Genomic DNA, 16,648 nt, shown 5'->3' on the forward strand with positions numbered 1-16,648 from the left:
TCGCCCATAATTTGGTATAATAAACGGTATGAAAATCGTATCAGGAATCTATGGGGGTCGTCCCCTCAAGACGTTAGAAGGAAAGATAACAAGACCCACTTCGGATAAGGTTAGGGGCGCCATTTTTAACATGATTGGTCCCTACTTTGAAGGGGGGCGAGTCTTGGACCTTTATGCAGGTAGTGGTGGCTTATCTATTGAGGCAGTATCGCGTGGCATGTCTAGTGCTGTTTTGGTAGAGCGAGACCGTAAGGCTCAGGTCATCGTGGCTGAAAATATCCAGATGACCAAGGAAGTTGGAAAATTTCAACTCCTCAAGATGGATGCGGAACGAGCTCTGGAGCAGGTGTCTGGGCCTTTCGACCTTATTTTCTTAGACCCTCCTTATGCCAAGGAACAAATCGTAGCAGATATTGAAAAAATGGCTGAGAGAGAGCTTTTTTCTGAAGATGTCATGGTCGTGTGTGAGACGGACAAAGCAGTGGAACTTCCAGAAGAAATTGCCTGCCTGGGTATCTGGAAGGAAAAAATTTATGGAATTAGTAAGGTGACAGTCTATGTCAGATAAGATTGGCTTATTCACAGGCTCATTTGACCCGATGACAAATGGGCATTTGGATATGATTGAACGAGCTAGCAAACTCTTTGATAAGCTCTATGTGGGTATTTTTTTTAATCCTCACAAACAAGGATTTCTCCCTATCGAAAATCGTAAACGGGGGCTAGAAAAGGCTGTGAAACATTTGGGAAATGTTGAAGTTGTGTCTTCTCATGATGAATTGGTAGTTGATGTCGCAAAAAGACTGGTGGCTACTTGCCTAGTGCGGGGCTTGAGGAATGCGGCGGATTTGCAATATGAAGCCAGTTTCGACTACTACAACCATCAGCTGTCTCCTGATATAGAGACCATTTATTTACATAGCCGACCTGAGCATCTTTATATCAGTTCATCAGGTGTTCGAGAGCTGCTGAAGTTTGGTCAGAATATTGCCTGCTATGTTCCCGAGAGTATTTTGGAGGAAATAAGAAATGAAAAAAAAGATTAGATGGCCCTTATATGTCATTGCGGCCTTGATAGCGACTTTCTTGGCTTTTGTGGTACCCTTGCCTTACTATATAGAGGTTCCAGGTGGTTCGGAAGATATTCGCCAGGTCCTCAAAGTCAATGACACAGAAGATAAGGAAGCTGGTGCCTATCAATTCGTTACGGTTGGTGTTCAGCATGCTACTGTAGCCCATATGATTTATGCTTGGTTGACGCCTTTCACAGATATTCGTAGTGCCCAAGAGACTACAGGTGGCTCTTCCGATGTTGAATTTATGCGGATCAATCAATTCTACATGCAGACATCGCAAAATATGGCCAAGTATCAAGGACTAAAAACAGCTGGTAAGGATATTGAACTCAAATACCTTGGGGTTTATGTTTTGACTGTGACGGATAATTCGACCTTTAAAGGGATTCTCAACATCTCTGATACAGTCATAGCAGTCAATGATCAGACTTTTGACAGTTCCAAAGATTTGATTGATTACGTCAATTCTCAAAAACTAGGGGACTCCGTCAAGGTGACCTATGAAGAGGATGGGCAAACCAAGTCTGCAGAAGGTAAGATTATCACCTTGGAAAATGGCAAAAATGGAATTGGAATCGGCTTAATTGACCGTACAGAAGTGACCAGTGATGTCCCAATTCTCTTTTCAACAGCTGGTATCGGCGGTCCAAGTGCTGGTCTCATGTTTAGTCTGGCTATCTATACCCAAATAGCTGACCCAGGCCTTCGTAATGGCCGTATCGTTGCCGGCACAGGAACTATTGACCGCGATGGTAATGTGGGGGACATTGGAGGTATTGATAAGAAAGTTGTAGCTTCGGCTAGAGAAGGTGCCGCGATTTTCTTTGCCCCTGATAACCCTGTTAGCGAAGAAGAACAAAAAGCGCATCCAGATGCGAAAAACAACTACCAAACAGCTCTGGAAGCAGCCAAAACAATCAAGACTGATATGAAAATCGTTCCAGTTAAAACCCTACAAGATGCAATTGATTACTTGAAAAACAATCCCTAGTTTTTGAGTGAAGTTTCCAAACTAGCGCACAAACAGAGAAGATGGTATAATAGTCAAATGGTTCAATTATTATTCACTCTAAGCAGTCACATGCTCTTTATTTATGTGAGTTTTTACCTTTTAAAGGATCTTGTTAGATGGGAAAAGGTTTTAAAAGTGACAGCTGAGAATACAAGAAAAGTCCGTTTATTGATAGCTCTTTTCAGCATCGTAATGGGCTTTATCTTGAGTTCTTTCTTTATCAGTTTATATCAGTTGTGGCAGGAAGCGCTTAGAGGATTATTATAAAATCAAATGTAAAGGAAATAAGTATGGAAAAAATTGTGGTTCAAGGTGGCGATAATCGTCTGGTAGGAAGTGTTACGATCGAAGGGGCAAAGAATGCAGTCTTACCCTTGTTGGCAGCGACTATTCTAGCCAGTGAAGGAAAGACCGTCTTACAGAATGTTCCTATCTTGTCAGATGTTTTCACTATGAATCAGGTGGTTCGTGGTTTAAATGCTAAGGTAGATTTTGATGAGGAAGCCCATCTTGTCGAGGTGAACGCGACTGGCGACATCACAGAGGAAGCTCCTTACAAGTATGTCAGCAGGATGCGCGCATCCATTGTTGTCTTGGGGCCAATTCTTGCCCGTGTAGGTCATGCTAAGGTATCCATGCCAGGTGGTTGTACGATTGGTAGCCGTCCTATTGATCTTCATTTAAAAGGTCTAGAAGCTATGGGGGCTAATATTAGTCAGACAGCTGGTTACATAGAAGCTAAGGCTGATCGCTTACATGGAGCTCATATCTACATGGACTTCCCAAGTGTTGGTGCTACGCAGAACTTGATGATGGCAGCGACTCTAGCTGATGGGGTGACAGTGATTGAAAATGCTGCGCGTGAGCCTGAGATTGTTGACCTAGCTATTCTCCTGAATGAAATGGGAGCCAAGGTCAAAGGAGCTGGCACAGAGACCATTACCATTACTGGTGTTGAGAAACTTCACGGTACGACTCATAATGTGGTTCAAGACCGTATCGAAGCAGGAACCTTTATGGTAGCTGCTGCCATGACTGGTGGTGATGTCTTGATTCGAGATGCTGTCTGGGAGCACAACCGTCCCTTGATTGCCAAGTTGCTTGAAATGGGTGTTGAAGTAATTGAAGAAGACGAAGGAATTCGTGTTCGCTCTCAACTAGAAAATCTAAAAGCTGTCCATGTGAAAACCTTGCCCCATCCAGGATTTCCAACAGATATGCAGGCCCAATTTACAGCCTTGATGACCGTTGCAAAAGGGGAATCAACTATGGTGGAGACGGTATTTGAAAATCGTTTCCAACATCTAGAAGAAATGCGCCGCATGGGCTTGCACTCTGAGATTATCCGTGATACAGCTCGTATTGTTGGTGGACAGCCTTTGCAGGGAGCAGAAGTTCTTTCAACTGACCTTCGTGCCAGTGCAGCCTTGATTTTGACAGGTTTGGTAGCACAGGGAGAAACCGTGGTTGGTAAATTGGTTCACTTGGATAGAGGTTACTACCGTTTCCATGAGAAGTTAGCACAGCTGGGGGCTAAGATTCAGCGGATTGAGGCAAGTGATGAAGATGAATAAGAAATCAGGCTACGTAGCCAAGCGTTTACTTTTAGTCATCCTAGTACTGATTTTAGGCGTTCTAGCCCTAGGAATCGGTTTAATGGTCGGTTATGGAATCTTGGGCAAAGGTCAAGATCCATGGGCCATCCTATCTCCAGCAAAATGGCAGGAATTGATTCATAAATTTACAGGAAATTAGGCTGGAAAACCAGCCTTTTTCTAGAGATAAGGAGAAATATGAACAAAAAAACAAGACAGACACTGATCGGACTGCTAGTGTTATTGCTTTTGTCTGCAGGGAGTTATTATATCAAGCAGATGCAGTCGACAGCTAATAGTCCTAAAACCAAGCTTAGTCAGAAAAAGCAAGCTTCGGAAGCTCCTAGTCAAGAATTGGCAGAAAGTGTCTTAACAGATGCAGTTAAGAGTCAAATAAAAGGGAGTCTGGAGTGGAATGGATCCGGTGCTTTTATCGTCAATGGCAATAAAACCAATCTAGATGCCAAGGTTTCAAGTAAACCTTACGCTGATAATAAAACAAAGACAGTTGGCAAGGAAACTGTGCCAACTGTAGCTAATGCCCTCTTGTCTAAGGCAACCCGACAGTACAAGAATCGTGAAGAAACGGGGAATGGTTCGACTTCATGGACTCCTCCAGGCTGGCATCAGGTTAAGAATCTAAGGGGTTCTTATACCCATGCAGTCGATAGAGGTCACTTGTTAGGCTATGCCTTAATCGGTGGCTTGGATGGTTTTGATGCCTCAACAAGCAATCCTAAAAACATTGCTGTTCAGACAGCCTGGGCAAATCAGGCGCAAGCCGAGGATTCGACAGGTCAAAACTACTATGAAAGCCTGGTACGCAAGGCCTTGGATAAAAACAAGCGTGTTCGTTACCGTGTAACCCTTTATTACGCTACAAATGAGGATTTGGTTCCTTCAGCTTCACAGATTGAAGCCAAGTCTTCAGACGGAGAATTGGAATTCAATGTTCTAGTTCCCAATGTTCAAAAGGGACTTCAACTGGATTACCGAACTGGAGAAGTAACGGTAACTCAGTAAAAGATAAGATAAACTCCTATATCACTTGTGGATGTAGGAGTTCATTTTTACTAGTTTAAGAAGGACTACAATAGACACTGATAAAAAATAATATGTACTGTATTAAATTTTGTGATATAATAAAGGATAAGATACTATTTTAGGAGAAGAACTATGGAAGACCCAAGTAGTCAGAATTTGTTGCTACAATTTGTTTTATTGTTTATCTTGACGGTATTGAATGCCTTTTTCTCAGCCACAGAAATGGCCATGGTGTCACTAAACCGTGCGCGTGTTGAACAAAAGGCAGAAGAAGGGGATAAACGCTATATCCGTCTGCTGAAGGTACTAGAAAATCCTAACCACTTTTTATCAACTATTCAAGTAGGGATTACCCTGATTACGATTTTGTCAGGGGCGAGTTTGGCAGAAACTCTGGGACGAGAAATTGCATCTTGGCTTGGAAATGGCGAAACAGCTTATGCTATTGCAAGTTTTCTATCTTTAGCATTTTTGACTTATATTTCCATCGTTTTTGGGGAATTGTATCCTAAGAGAATCGCTCTTAATCTAAAGGACGCTTTAGCGGTTCGTACAGCGCCAGTTATTATTGGCCTTGGGAAACTAGTTAGTCCCTTTGTTTGGCTTTTGTCTGCATCTACCAATCTTTTGAGTCGTTTGACTCCTATGACCTTTGATGATGCTGACGAAAAAATGACCCGTGATGAAATTGAGTACATGCTGACCAATAGTGAAGAAACACTAGATGCTGACGAAATTGAGATGCTACAGGGAATTTTTTCACTGGACGAATTGATGGCTAGAGAAGTCATGGTTCCTCGGACGGATGCCTTCATGGTTGATATTCAGGATGATAGTCAAACCATTATCCAAAGTATTTTAAAACAAAACTTTTCCCGTATCCCAGTTTATGATGGGGATAAGGACAATGTGATTGGAATCATTCATACCAAGAGTCTTCTTAAGGCAGCCTTTGTAGACGGTTTTGACAATATCGTCTGGAAGAGAATCTTACAAGATCCACTCTTTGTTCCTGAAACCATTTTTGTAGATGACTTGCTAAAAGAATTGCGCAATACTCAAAGACAAATGGCAATCTTGCTGGATGAATATGGTGGTATGGCTGGTTTGGTGACCCTAGAAGACCTCTTAGAGGAAATTGTAGGCGAGATTGATGATGAAACGGACAAAGCAGCAATAGATGTTCATCAGATTGGCGATGATACTTACATTGTTCAAGGTACCATGAATCTCAATGATTTTAATAGCTACTTTGATGTTGAGCTGGAAAGTGATGACGTTGATACCATCGCTGGTTATTATTTGACAGGAATTGGGAGTATTCCAACGACTGAGAAACTCAGCTATGAATTGGTCAGCCAAAACAAACAGCTTATCCTAACCAATGATAAAGTGAAAAATGGACGTGTTACCAAGGTAAAAGTCCAGATCACAGAATTTGAAATAGAAGAAGAAACAGAGTAAACTAGAGGCTTTTGTCACCATGCGTGACGAAGCTTTTTTCAGTTGATTTCAAAAGAAAATTGTGTCCTCGAGAAACTCAGACTCAAAATGTTTGTAAATTATATGTATTTATCAAAAGAAAAAAGCCCTTCAAATGGGGCTTTCTGTTCATTTGTAACTTGATAATTCAAGTTATAGAAGGCGGTAGACGGATTTGAACCGACGATCAAGCTTTTGCAGAGCCGTGCCTTACCACTTGGCTATACCGCCTTAACGTTTATTATTATACCTTGAAAATGATTTTCAGTCAATAGCTTTTTCAGATTTTTTGTGTTAATAAGCCTAAATATTCTGAAAATTCGTTTACTTTTCTTGAAATATCTTAAAATATATGGTATAATTAATAATAACCTATACTTTATAAGAGGAGTAAAGAAATGAAAAAAAGTCAAGTGCTTGCTGTAGCGGGGGCTACCTTATTAGCGTCAGGAGTTCTAGCTGCGTGTTCAAACACTAGTTCAAATAATGCTAAACTAGCAAAAGATTACCAATATGTTTATCAAACAGACCCAGAAACTTTGGATTATATCGTTAGCAATATCGACTCAACATCATTCGTCACAACAAATGCTGTAGATGGTTTGTTGGCTAATGATAAATACGGTAACCTGGTTCCTTCTATTGCTGAATCATGGACAGTTTCAAAAGATGGTTTGACTTATACCTATAAAATCCGTAAGGATGCTAAATGGGTGACAGCAGAGGGAGAAGAGTACGCTCCTGTCACTGCTAAAGACTTCGTTACTGGTTTGAAACACGCCGTAGATGGAAAATCAAAAGGACTTTCAATCGTTAGCTCTTCTATTAAGGGATTAGAAGCATACATCAAGGGTGAAACAAGCGATTTTTCAACCGTTGGTGTAAAAGCACTTGATGATCAAACACTAGAATATACCTTGAACCAGCCAGAAACTTTCTGGAATGATAAGACAACTAGTGGTGTTTTGATGCCAGTTAATGAAGAATTCTTAGCTTCAAAAGGGGAAGGTTTTGGTGCCCCAACAGATGCTAACTCTATTCTTTATAACGGTCCATTTGTCTTAAAATCTGTAACTCCAAAATCATCTATCGAGATGGCTAAAAATGACGCATACTGGGACAAAGAAAATGTAAAAATTGAGAACGTTAAGTTCACTTTCTGGGATGGTAAGGACCAAGATGTGATTGCCAAAGGTTTTGCTGATGGTCAATATAGCAAGGCGCGTATCTTCCCTACAAGTTCGACATATGAAAAATATGCAGCTGACTTCAAAGATAACATTTACTTTAACGAACCAGGTGCTGGTGTTGCAACTGTCAGCTTGAACTATGGCCGTACAACCTATAACCACACTGCTAAAACAAGTGATGCCCAAAAGACATCTACTCAGAAAGCATTGCTAAACAAGGAATTCCGTCAAGCCTTGAACTTTGCGGTCGATCGCAATTCTTATTCAGCTCAAACAAATGGTACTGATGGAGCTGCAGTAGCCATCCGTAATACATTTGCACCATATAATCTTCAAGTTGGTAAGAAAACATTTGGTGAATTGGTACAAGATAGCTTGGCTAAGACAAATTCCTCTACTTGGTCAAACGTATCTCTAGCAGATTCTCAAAATGGCCTTTACAATGAAGAAAAAGCGAAAGAAGTCTTTGCTAAAGCTAAATCAAGCCTACAAGCTGAAGGTGTTGAATTCCCAATCCACTTGGATGCCTTGGTTATCCAAGAATCAACAGCGGTTGTAAACCGTGTCCAATCATTGAAGCAATCAATTGAAAAGGTATTGGGTTCAGATAATGTTGTCGTAGACTTGCAACAAATGACCCAAGCAGAAGCTTTACCAATTTCATTTAGTGCTCCAACAGCTAAAGAGCAAGACTGGGATATCCATACATTGTCAGGATGGAACCCTGACTATCAAGATCCGTCTACTTTCTTGGATCAGTTTGTCATCAAGGGAGGAAACACTCGCCTTTACCTTGGTATTGACCAAAACACGGATGCATCAGTAGTAAGTAAACTTGGTTTGGCTGACTATGGAAAATTACTTGATGACGCAAACAGCGAAAACCAAGATGTTCAAAAACGTTATGAAAAATACGCAGTAGCACAAGCTTGGTTGACTGATAATGCTTTGACAATTCCAGTAATGGCTTCTCCTAAAGAAACAGCCGTTTCATTTGTTTCAAAGGTTCTACCATTTAGCTCTTCATATTCTGTAGCTGGTCTTAAAGGTGAAAATGCAGGATACTTGAAGTATACTGAAGTTGGTGAAAAAGCAATCACCAAAGAAGAGTATGAAAAAGCTCGTGAAAAATGGTTGAAAGAAAAGGCTGAGTCAAACGAGAAAGCTCAAAAAGAATTGGCAAGTCATGTGAAGTAAATAATTTTCAATAGAACTTTCTCTCCATGAGGAGAAGGTTCTTTTGGGATTTTTAAAGGAAATGATATGAAAAAATATATTTTTATGCGTGTTTTGCGGTCATTGGTTTCTATCTTTTTAGTAACAACCTTGACTTACACGATTATCTATACAATGGTTCCTCGAAAATTGATTTTCAAACAGGATACCAACTATAACAAGATTGCGACAACTGCTGATAAACGTGATAACTATGAAAATACCGTTTATGAGCGTATGGGCTATATCGAGTACTACGATACCAAGGAATTGCAAGAAAAAGCTAGCCAGATGGATGCTTCTGTAACAGTTGAAGCTAATGACACCAACAAGGCTATCTATGAAAAATACATCAAACAAATCGGTCATGGTTGGACCTTGGGAGAATTTACTGAAAGTGGCCAATTCTACGCTACTCGTGAAATCCCAATTTTTGAACGTGTTTTCAAATTCTATGCTAACTTGATTGACATTGACCATACTAATAAAATTCAAGACCCTGAAAACCCAGACTTGAAACGTTACCTTCGTTTCGAAAACGATCCAGCTATCGGATGGTCATTGGTTGGTTCAGGTACCAAACATAAATATCTCTTGTACTTTAACAGTCAGTTCCCATTTGTGCATCAAAACTTTGTGAACATCAATTTAGGTGACTCTTATCCAACCTATGCTAATAGCCCTGTTTTACAGGTTATTACTCAGGGACAAGGACAAACAAAAACGGCTCAAGTTCAGTTCCCAACAGGTAAGAAAACTTCTTCTGTAAATATTTACTCAAGAACCTACAAATCACCTAGTCAAGCTGATTCTCGTGAAGTAGCTAACTACGGAAAAGATGATCCCTATACAGCGACTGAAAGTAACTACCAATATCCTTCTATGATTGCCAGCTCTGCTGTCGTTGGATTGATTGGTTTGGTGATTTCTTATGCGATTGCCGTGCCACTTGGTTCAGCTATGGCTCGCTTCAAGAACACTTGGATTGATAGCTTTTCAACAGGGGCTTTGACCTTCTTGATGGCTCTTCCAACAATTGCCTTGGTTTATATCGTTCGTTTGGCTGGTTCTTCAATCGGCTTGCCAGATTCATTCCCTATCTTGGGTGCTGGAGATTGGCGTTCATATGTTTTACCAGCAGTTATCCTTGGTTTATTGGGTGCTCCTGGTACAGCTATTTGGATTCGTCGTTACATGATTGACTTGCAGTCGCAAGACTTTGTACGTTTTGCTCGTGCCAAAGGTTTGTCTGAAAAAGAAATTTCAAACAAACACATCTTTAAAAATGCCATGGTTCCGCTGGTTTCAGGAATTCCTGGTGCCGTTATCGGGGTTATCGGTGGTGCAACTCTTACTGAAACAGTCTTCGCCTTCCCAGGTATGGGTAAAATGTTGATTGACTCTGTAAAAGCATCTAATAACTCTATGGTCGTAGGTCTTGTCTTCATCTTTACATGTATTTCTATCTTCTCACTTCTTTTAGGAGATATTTGGATGACGATTATTGACCCACGTATTAAATTGACTGAGAAAGGAGGCAAATAATGTCTACAATCGATAAAGAAAAATTTCAGTTCGTAAAACGTGACGATTTTGCCTCTGAAGCCATTGATGCGCCAGCTTATTCATACTGGGGTTCAGTGTTTAGACAATTTATGAAGAAAAAATCAACTGTAGTCATGTTGGGAATCTTGGTAGCTATTATTTTGATGAGTTTCATCTACCCAATGTTTTCTAAGTTTGATTTCAATGATGTCAGCAAGGTAAACGACTTTAGTGCTCGTTATATCAAGCCAAATGCTGAGCATTGGTTCGGTACAGACAGTAACGGTAAATCTCTTTTTGACGGTGTCTGGTTCGGAGCTCGTAACTCTATCCTCATTTCTGTGATTGCGACAGTGATTAACTTGGTTATTGGTGTTTTTGTCGGTGGTATTTGGGGAATTTCAAAATCAGTTGACCGCGTGATGATGGAAGTTTATAACGTTATCTCAAACATCCCATCTCTTTTGATTGTCATTGTCTTGACTTACTCAATCGGAGCTGGATTCTGGAATCTGATTTTTGCCATGAGTGTAACAACATGGATTGGGATTGCCTTCATGATCCGTGTGCAAATCTTGCGTTATCGTGACTTGGAATACAACTTGGCATCACGTACTTTGGGAACTCCAACCTTGAAGATTGTTGCAAAAAATATCATGCCTCAATTGGTATCTGTTATTGTGACAACCATGACTCAAATGCTTCCAAGCTTTATCTCATACGAAGCCTTCTTGTCTTTCTTTGGTCTTGGATTACCAATTACAGTGCCAAGTTTGGGTCGTTTGATTTCAGATTATTCACAAAACGTAACAACCAATGCTTACTTGTTCTGGATTCCATTGACAACCCTTGTCTTGGTATCCTTGTCCCTTTTCGTAGTTGGTCAAAACTTAGCGGATGCTAGTGATCCACGTACACATAGATAGGAGTAGAAATGACAAAAGAAAAAAATGTAATTTTGACTGCTCGCGATATTGTCGTGGAATTTGACGTTCGTGACAAAGTATTGACAGCCATTCGTGGCGTTTCCCTTGAACTAGTTGAAGGAGAAGTATTAGCCTTGGTAGGTGAATCAGGATCAGGTAAATCTGTTTTGACAAAGACTTTCACAGGTATGCTTGAAGAAAATGGTCGTATTGCCCAAGGAAGTATTGACTACCGTGGTCAGGATTTGACAGCTCTATCTTCTCACAAGGATTGGGAACAAATTCGTGGGGCTAAGATTGCGACTATCTTCCAAGATCCAATGACTAGTTTGGACCCAATTAAAACAATTGGTAGCCAGATTACAGAAGTTATTGTAAAACACCAAGGAAAAACAGCTAAAGAAGCGAAAGAATTGGCCATTGACTACATGAATAAGGTTGGGATTCCAGATGCAGATAGACGTTTTGATGAATACCCATTCCAATATTCTGGAGGAATGCGTCAACGTATCGTTATTGCGATTGCCCTTGCCTGCCGACCTGATGTCTTGATTTGTGATGAGCCAACGACTGCCTTGGATGTAACCATCCAAGCTCAGATTATTGATTTGCTGAAATCTTTACAAAACGAGTACCATTTCACAACAATCTTTATTACTCACGACCTTGGTGTGGTGGCAAGTATTGCGGATAAGGTAGCGGTTATGTACGCAGGAGAAATTGTTGAGTATGGAACTGTTGAGGAAGTCTTCTATGACCCTCGCCATCCATATACATGGAGTCTCTTGTCTAGCTTGCCTCAGCTTGCTGATGATAAAGGGGATCTTTACTCAATCCCAGGAACACCTCCGTCACTTTATACTGACCTGAAAGGGGATGCCTTTGCCTTGCGTTCTGACTATGCAATGCAGATTGACTTCGAACAAAAGGCTCCTCAATTTTCAGTAACAGAGACACATTGGGCTAAAACTTGGCTACTTCATGAGGATGCTCCAAAAGTAGAAAAACCAGCTGTGATTGCAAATCTCCATGATAAGATCCGTGAAAAAATGGGATTTGCCCATCTAGCTGATTAGGAGGAAGGAAATGTCTGAAAAATTAGTAGAAATCAAAGATTTAGAAATTTCCTTCGGTGAAGGAAGTAAGAAGTTTGTCGCGGTTAAAAATGCTAACTTCTTTATCAACAAGGGAGAAACGTTCTCGCTTGTAGGTGAGTCAGGTAGTGGGAAAACAACTATTGGTCGTGCGATAATCGGTCTAAATGATACAAGTAATGGTGATATCATTTTTGATGGTCAAAAGATTAATGGTAAGAAATCGCGTGAACAGGCTGCGGAATTGATTCGTCGTATCCAGATGATTTTCCAAGACCCTGCAGCAAGTTTGAATGAACGTGCGACTGTTGATTATATTATTTCTGAAGGTCTTTACAATCACCGTCTGTTTAAGGATGAAGAAGAACGTAAAGAGAAAGTTAAAAATATCATCCGTGAAGTGGGCCTTCTTGCTGAGCATTTGACTCGTTATCCTCATGAATTTTCAGGTGGTCAACGTCAACGTATCGGTATTGCCCGTGCCTTGGTCATGCAACCAGATTTTGTTATTGCAGATGAGCCAATTTCAGCCTTGGACGTTTCTGTACGTGCCCAAGTCTTGAACTTGCTCAAAAAATTCCAAAAAGAACTTGGTTTGACCTATCTCTTCATCGCCCATGACTTGTCGGTCGTTCGCTTTATTTCAGATCGTATCGCAGTTATTTACAAGGGTGTTATTGTAGAGGTTGCAGAAACAGAAGAATTGTTTAACAATCCAATTCACCCATATACTCAAGCTTTACTTTCAGCGGTACCAATCCCAGATCCAATCTTGGAACGTAAGAAGGTCTTGAAGGTTTACGACCCAAGTCAACACGACTATGAGACTGATAAGCCATCCATGGTAGAAATCCGTCCAGGTCACTATGTTTGGGCGAACCAAGCCGAATTGGCACGTTATCAACAAGGACTAAACTAAGAATGGTTTTATAATTTCCATGTCAATTTTTATGGAAATTATAAACCTTTTTTGTTGGACTAATTTGAAAAACTTTGAAAGTGGTTTGAAAGAATTTTCGAAAAATTTTAAAAAATTCTGAAATATTCTTGACAGCTAATGAAAAAGGTGGTAAGATAGGAAACATCAAAAAAGAAAGCAGAAAAAGAAATGAATAAGAAACAAGCTGTAACGATGAATCAAAACTTTTACTTTAGCTACTTTAGATAGTGTTTGTAGACATGTCACCATGGATGCAAACAGTTCAAGCAATTTGTTTGTATCTATGTGGCTAAGGTTTTTGATTGTGGTCCATATAGATGAATATCTAAATGGACTAGCAAAGTTATAACTTGTTAGATTATTTCAAGCATCCGTTTAGGTATTATCTAGGCGGTTTTTTGTTTTATACTCTTCGAAAATCTCTTCAAACCACGTCAACATCGCCTTGCCGTACTCAAGTACAGCCTGCGGCTAGTTTCCTAGTTTGCTCTTTGATTTTCATTGAGTATTATCTTTTCTGAGAAGGAGTTTCATTATGAAAGTTGTTCGAAAATTACTAGCCCCCCTCTTGGTAGTGGGGATCCTCTTGACCTCTCTGATCAGTTTGCATCAGTTGAAGGCGGATAAGAAAAAAGATGTTTTTCGTATCGGTATTTCGCAGTTTATTACCCACCAGTCCTTAGACGCTACTAGAGAGGGTTTTGTGGATGAGCTAGCTAAACAAGGCTATGTTGAAGGGAAAAATATCGAGATTGATTTGCAAAATGCACAGGGAGAGCAGAGAAATCTTAAAACGATTTCCCAGCAACTAGCAGAATCTAGTGATGTCGTTCTAGCCATCGCAACGCCTTCTGCTCAGAGCTTGGCTAATACAACACAAACGACACCGGTTATCTTTTCAGCTGTAACAGACCCTGTCAGTGCCAAGTTGGTTGAGTCCAGAGAACATCCTGGGGGCAATGTGACCGGGACAAGCGACCAGTCATCAGATGCCATTTCAACCCAAATCAATTTGATAAAGAAAGTGTTGCCAAAGGCTAAAACAATTGGAATTCTTTATACTCAGAGTGAGCCAAATTCGGTTGTCCAAAAGGATGAAGCTAAGCGACTTCTGGAAGAAAAAGGATTTACCGTTGTTGAAAAAACAGTCTTGGACAGTAACAATGTCAAGGCGGCAGCAGAGAGTTTGATGGCAGAGGTGGATATGGTTTTTGTACCAACGGATAATATCATTTCGTCAACCATGGAAACAGTTAAGCAGGTTTCTATTAAACACAAGGTTCCAGTATTTGGTGGTTCAACAGAAATGATTGCTGTTGGTGGCTTGTATAACTACGGTACCAATTATGAAGAATTGGGAAGACAGACAGCTCGTATGTTGATTCGTGTCTTAAAAGGTGAGAAGCCAGAAAATATAGCAGTTGAGTTGCCTGAAAAATTGGAATTGCATACCAATAAAGAAATGGCAGATGCACTAGGAATTGATATTAGTAAGTTAGAAAGCAAGGAATAGGGAGGTTTAAGATGAGTTTTGTATTATCTAGTTTATCAGAAGGTTTGCTATGGTCGATTATGGCCATTGGAGTCTACTTGACTTTCCGTATTTTGGATATTGCGGATATGACTGCTGAGGGGGCCTTTCCTTTGGGCGCAGCTGTCGTCGTATCACAGATACAGGCAGGGACAAATCCTTGGATTGCGACCTTACTTGCCTTGTTGGCAGGTATGGTAGCAGGTCTTGTATCAGGAATGCTCCACACCAAGATGAAAATTCCAGCTCTCTTGACAGGGATTGTAACCTTGACAGGGCTTTATTCAATCAATATTAAAATCATGGGAAGTGTGCCTAATCTTTCCTTGGGAGATTCTTCAACTGTCTTTAAGCAATTAGCGAGCTTAGGGCTGACAAATGAAGAAGCTGTTTTCTCATTCAGCTTGGCCTGTCTCTTACTTGTTTGTTTGGTATTGACTATTTTGATGAAAACGGAGATTGGCTTGGTCTTGCGTTCGACTGGGGACAATATTCCTATGAGTGAGGCTAATGGGGTCAATGTAGACACCATGAAGATTGTTGGTTACATGATTTCAAACGGTTTGATTGCTCTATGTGGTTCCTTATTTGCTCAGAATGATGGATTTTCAGATGTAACTTCTGGGACAGGAACCATCGTTGTTGGTTTGAGTGCAGTCATTATTGCGGAGGTCTTGATTCACGATTTGACCATAGGAGGTCGCTTGTTATCCATCGGAATCGGTGCCATTGTTTACCGTTTGATTATTTTAAATATCTATGAAATTCCAAATTTAGATCAAAATCTGGTTCGTCTCTTTAATGCGATCTTGTTAGCTTTGGTTCTATTTGCACCAGAGTTGCAAAAGAGATTAAGGATTCGTGGTTTGAAATTGAGAAATGAATAGGAGGAGAAAGTTATGGCAAGTTTGTTAACACTTGAAAATATTCACAAGACATTTGAAGCAGGGACGGTCAATGAAAACCATGTCCTCAAAGGATTAGATTTAGAGGTTGAAGAGGGAGATTTTATCTCTGTGATTGGTGGAAATGGCGCAGGGAAATCCACTTTGATGAATATCTTGGCTGGCAATCTATCGGTGGACGAAGGGGACCTTTTGTTGGAAGGGAAATCCATTAAAAATCTGAGTGTACGAAAGAGAGCCAAGGATATTGCTCGTGTTTTTCAAGATCCGAAGATGGGAACAGCTTCTCGTTTGACGATTGAGGAGAATATGGCTATTGCCTTGAGACGTGGGCAAAAGAGAGGACTTGGTTGGGGTGTGAAGGAGAAGGACAGAATCCAGTTCCAAGAGGCCTTGAAAGAGTTGAATATTGGTCTTGAAAATCGCTTGAAAGTGGATACTCAATACCTTTCAGGAGGACAAAGACAGGCCTTGACTCTAGTCATGGCAGTCTTGGTGAAACCTAAGCTCTTGTTGTTGGATGAACATACTGCGGCACTTGACCCGAAAACTAGTCAAATGGTGATGGACTTGACGCAAAAGATTGTGGAACACCATCAGTTGACCACTCTGATGATTACCCATGATATGAATCATGCGATTGAGTACGGCAATCGTCTCATTATGCTCTATCAAGGCAAGATAGTGGTGGATGTCAAGGGAGAGGAGAAAAAGCATCTGACGGTTGAAGACCTCATGCATCTCTTCCAGAAAAATAGTGGCCAAAGTCTAGTCAGTGATGAATTAGTGTTGGGATAAAGAAAAAGGCTGAGATAGGGTGTCTCAGTCTTTTATTAGTATGAATGGATAGGTAGAAATATGAAATTGATACTTTTCTAAAATCTCTTCAAACCACGTCAGCTCTATCTGCAACCTCAAAACAGTGTTTTGAGCAGCCTGCGGCTAGCTTCCTAGTTTGCTCTTTGATTTTTATTGAGTATAATCTATCAGATGGGAACTAGATATACGATATTAAAACCAGTCCTCAAGACAAAAAGGACTGGTTTGTAGCTTAGAATATTATCTTAAAAGATATCAGTTGAATGGTAAATGA

General features: G+C 40.5%; 16 protein-coding genes and 1 tRNA gene. 16 read left to right on the plus strand and 1 reads right to left on the minus strand.

The window, feature by feature from the left end; genetic code table 11:
* Window positions 1–28 precede the first annotated feature (28 nt).
* From rsmD to HT717_RS01765, 8 genes are all read left to right on the plus strand, one after another.
* Entirely contained in the window at window positions 29–568 is a 540-nt protein-coding gene (rsmD, locus tag HT717_RS01730) for a 16S rRNA (guanine(966)-N(2))-methyltransferase RsmD (RefSeq protein WP_049541033.1), read from the plus strand.
* Entirely contained in the window at window positions 558–1,046 is a 489-nt protein-coding gene (coaD, locus tag HT717_RS01735; RefSeq protein ID WP_049541031.1) for a pantetheine-phosphate adenylyltransferase, read from the plus strand. The genes rsmD and coaD overlap by 11 nt, the downstream gene beginning before the upstream one ends.
* On the plus strand, window positions 1,030–2,067 hold the full coding sequence (locus tag HT717_RS01740; protein WP_173304219.1) for a SepM family pheromone-processing serine protease: 1,038 nt from the start codon (window positions 1,030–1,032) through the stop codon (window positions 2,065–2,067). Before coaD ends, HT717_RS01740 begins: the two co-directional genes overlap by 17 nt.
* Window positions 2,068–2,124: 57 nt before the next feature.
* Window positions 2,125–2,355, plus strand: coding sequence for a DUF1146 family protein (locus HT717_RS01745; protein WP_020900831.1), 231 nt, complete (start codon window positions 2,125–2,127; stop codon window positions 2,353–2,355).
* Window positions 2,356–2,378: 23 nt separating this feature from the next.
* Window positions 2,379–3,662, plus strand: coding sequence for a UDP-N-acetylglucosamine 1-carboxyvinyltransferase (gene murA / locus HT717_RS01750; RefSeq protein ID WP_173304221.1), 1,284 nt, complete (start codon window positions 2,379–2,381; stop codon window positions 3,660–3,662).
* A complete protein-coding gene (locus HT717_RS01755) occupies window positions 3,655–3,843 on the plus strand; it encodes a DNA-directed RNA polymerase subunit beta (protein ID WP_173266915.1) in 189 nt (62 codons plus the stop codon). The genes murA and HT717_RS01755 overlap by 8 nt, the downstream gene beginning before the upstream one ends.
* A gap of 38 nt (window positions 3,844–3,881) precedes the next feature.
* A complete protein-coding gene (gene endA / locus HT717_RS01760) occupies window positions 3,882–4,706 on the plus strand; it encodes a DNA-entry nuclease EndA (protein ID WP_173304223.1) in 825 nt (274 codons plus the stop codon).
* Window positions 4,707–4,859: 153 nt separating this feature from the next.
* Window positions 4,860–6,191 (plus strand): hemolysin family protein, encoded by a 1,332-nt coding sequence (locus HT717_RS01765; protein ID WP_173304226.1) that lies wholly within the window; start codon window positions 4,860–4,862, stop codon window positions 6,189–6,191.
* A 178-nt stretch (window positions 6,192–6,369) separates the two neighbouring features.
* On the opposite strand, the gene HT717_RS01770 is transcribed toward HT717_RS01765, so the two are convergent.
* Window positions 6,370–6,440 (minus strand) — tRNA-Cys (locus HT717_RS01770).
* 167 nt (window positions 6,441–6,607) lie between these two features.
* Between HT717_RS01770 and HT717_RS01775 the strand changes: the two genes are divergently transcribed.
* The 8 genes from HT717_RS01775 to HT717_RS01810 all read left to right on the plus strand — a co-directional run bounded on the left by HT717_RS01775 (window position 6,608) and on the right by HT717_RS01810 (window position 16,353).
* Entirely contained in the window at window positions 6,608–8,596 is a 1,989-nt protein-coding gene (locus HT717_RS01775; protein ID WP_049541022.1) for a peptide ABC transporter substrate-binding protein, read from the plus strand.
* Between the two features lie 66 nt (window positions 8,597–8,662).
* Entirely contained in the window at window positions 8,663–10,159 is a 1,497-nt protein-coding gene (locus HT717_RS01780) for an ABC transporter permease (RefSeq protein ID WP_061087582.1), read from the plus strand.
* On the plus strand, window positions 10,159–11,085 hold the full coding sequence (oppC, locus tag HT717_RS01785) for an oligopeptide ABC transporter permease OppC (RefSeq protein WP_000103691.1): 927 nt from the start codon (window positions 10,159–10,161) through the stop codon (window positions 11,083–11,085). Before HT717_RS01780 ends, oppC begins: the two co-directional genes overlap by 1 nt.
* A gap of 8 nt (window positions 11,086–11,093) precedes the next feature.
* Window positions 11,094–12,161: an ABC transporter ATP-binding protein gene (locus HT717_RS01790; RefSeq protein WP_173304228.1), complete on the plus strand. Its 1,068-nt coding sequence runs from the start codon at window positions 11,094–11,096 to the stop codon at window positions 12,159–12,161.
* Window positions 12,162–12,171: 10 nt separating this feature from the next.
* Entirely contained in the window at window positions 12,172–13,098 is a 927-nt protein-coding gene (locus tag HT717_RS01795; protein ID WP_001291288.1) for an ATP-binding cassette domain-containing protein, read from the plus strand.
* A gap of 556 nt (window positions 13,099–13,654) precedes the next feature.
* Entirely contained in the window at window positions 13,655–14,632 is a 978-nt protein-coding gene (locus tag HT717_RS01800) for an ABC transporter substrate-binding protein (RefSeq protein ID WP_173304230.1), read from the plus strand.
* An 11-nt stretch (window positions 14,633–14,643) separates the two neighbouring features.
* Window positions 14,644–15,537: an ABC transporter permease gene (locus tag HT717_RS01805; protein ID WP_173304232.1), complete on the plus strand. Its 894-nt coding sequence runs from the start codon at window positions 14,644–14,646 to the stop codon at window positions 15,535–15,537.
* A 12-nt stretch (window positions 15,538–15,549) separates the two neighbouring features.
* Window positions 15,550–16,353 carry an ATP-binding cassette domain-containing protein gene (locus HT717_RS01810; RefSeq protein WP_173304234.1) on the plus strand — a complete coding sequence of 268 codons (804 nt, stop codon included), beginning with the start codon at window positions 15,550–15,552 and terminating at the stop codon, window positions 16,351–16,353.
* Window positions 16,354–16,648 lie beyond the last annotated feature (295 nt).

It is taken from the genome of Streptococcus sp. 959, assembly GCF_013277075.1.
GTDB lineage: Bacteria > Bacillota > Bacilli > Lactobacillales > Streptococcaceae > Streptococcus > Streptococcus pseudopneumoniae_C.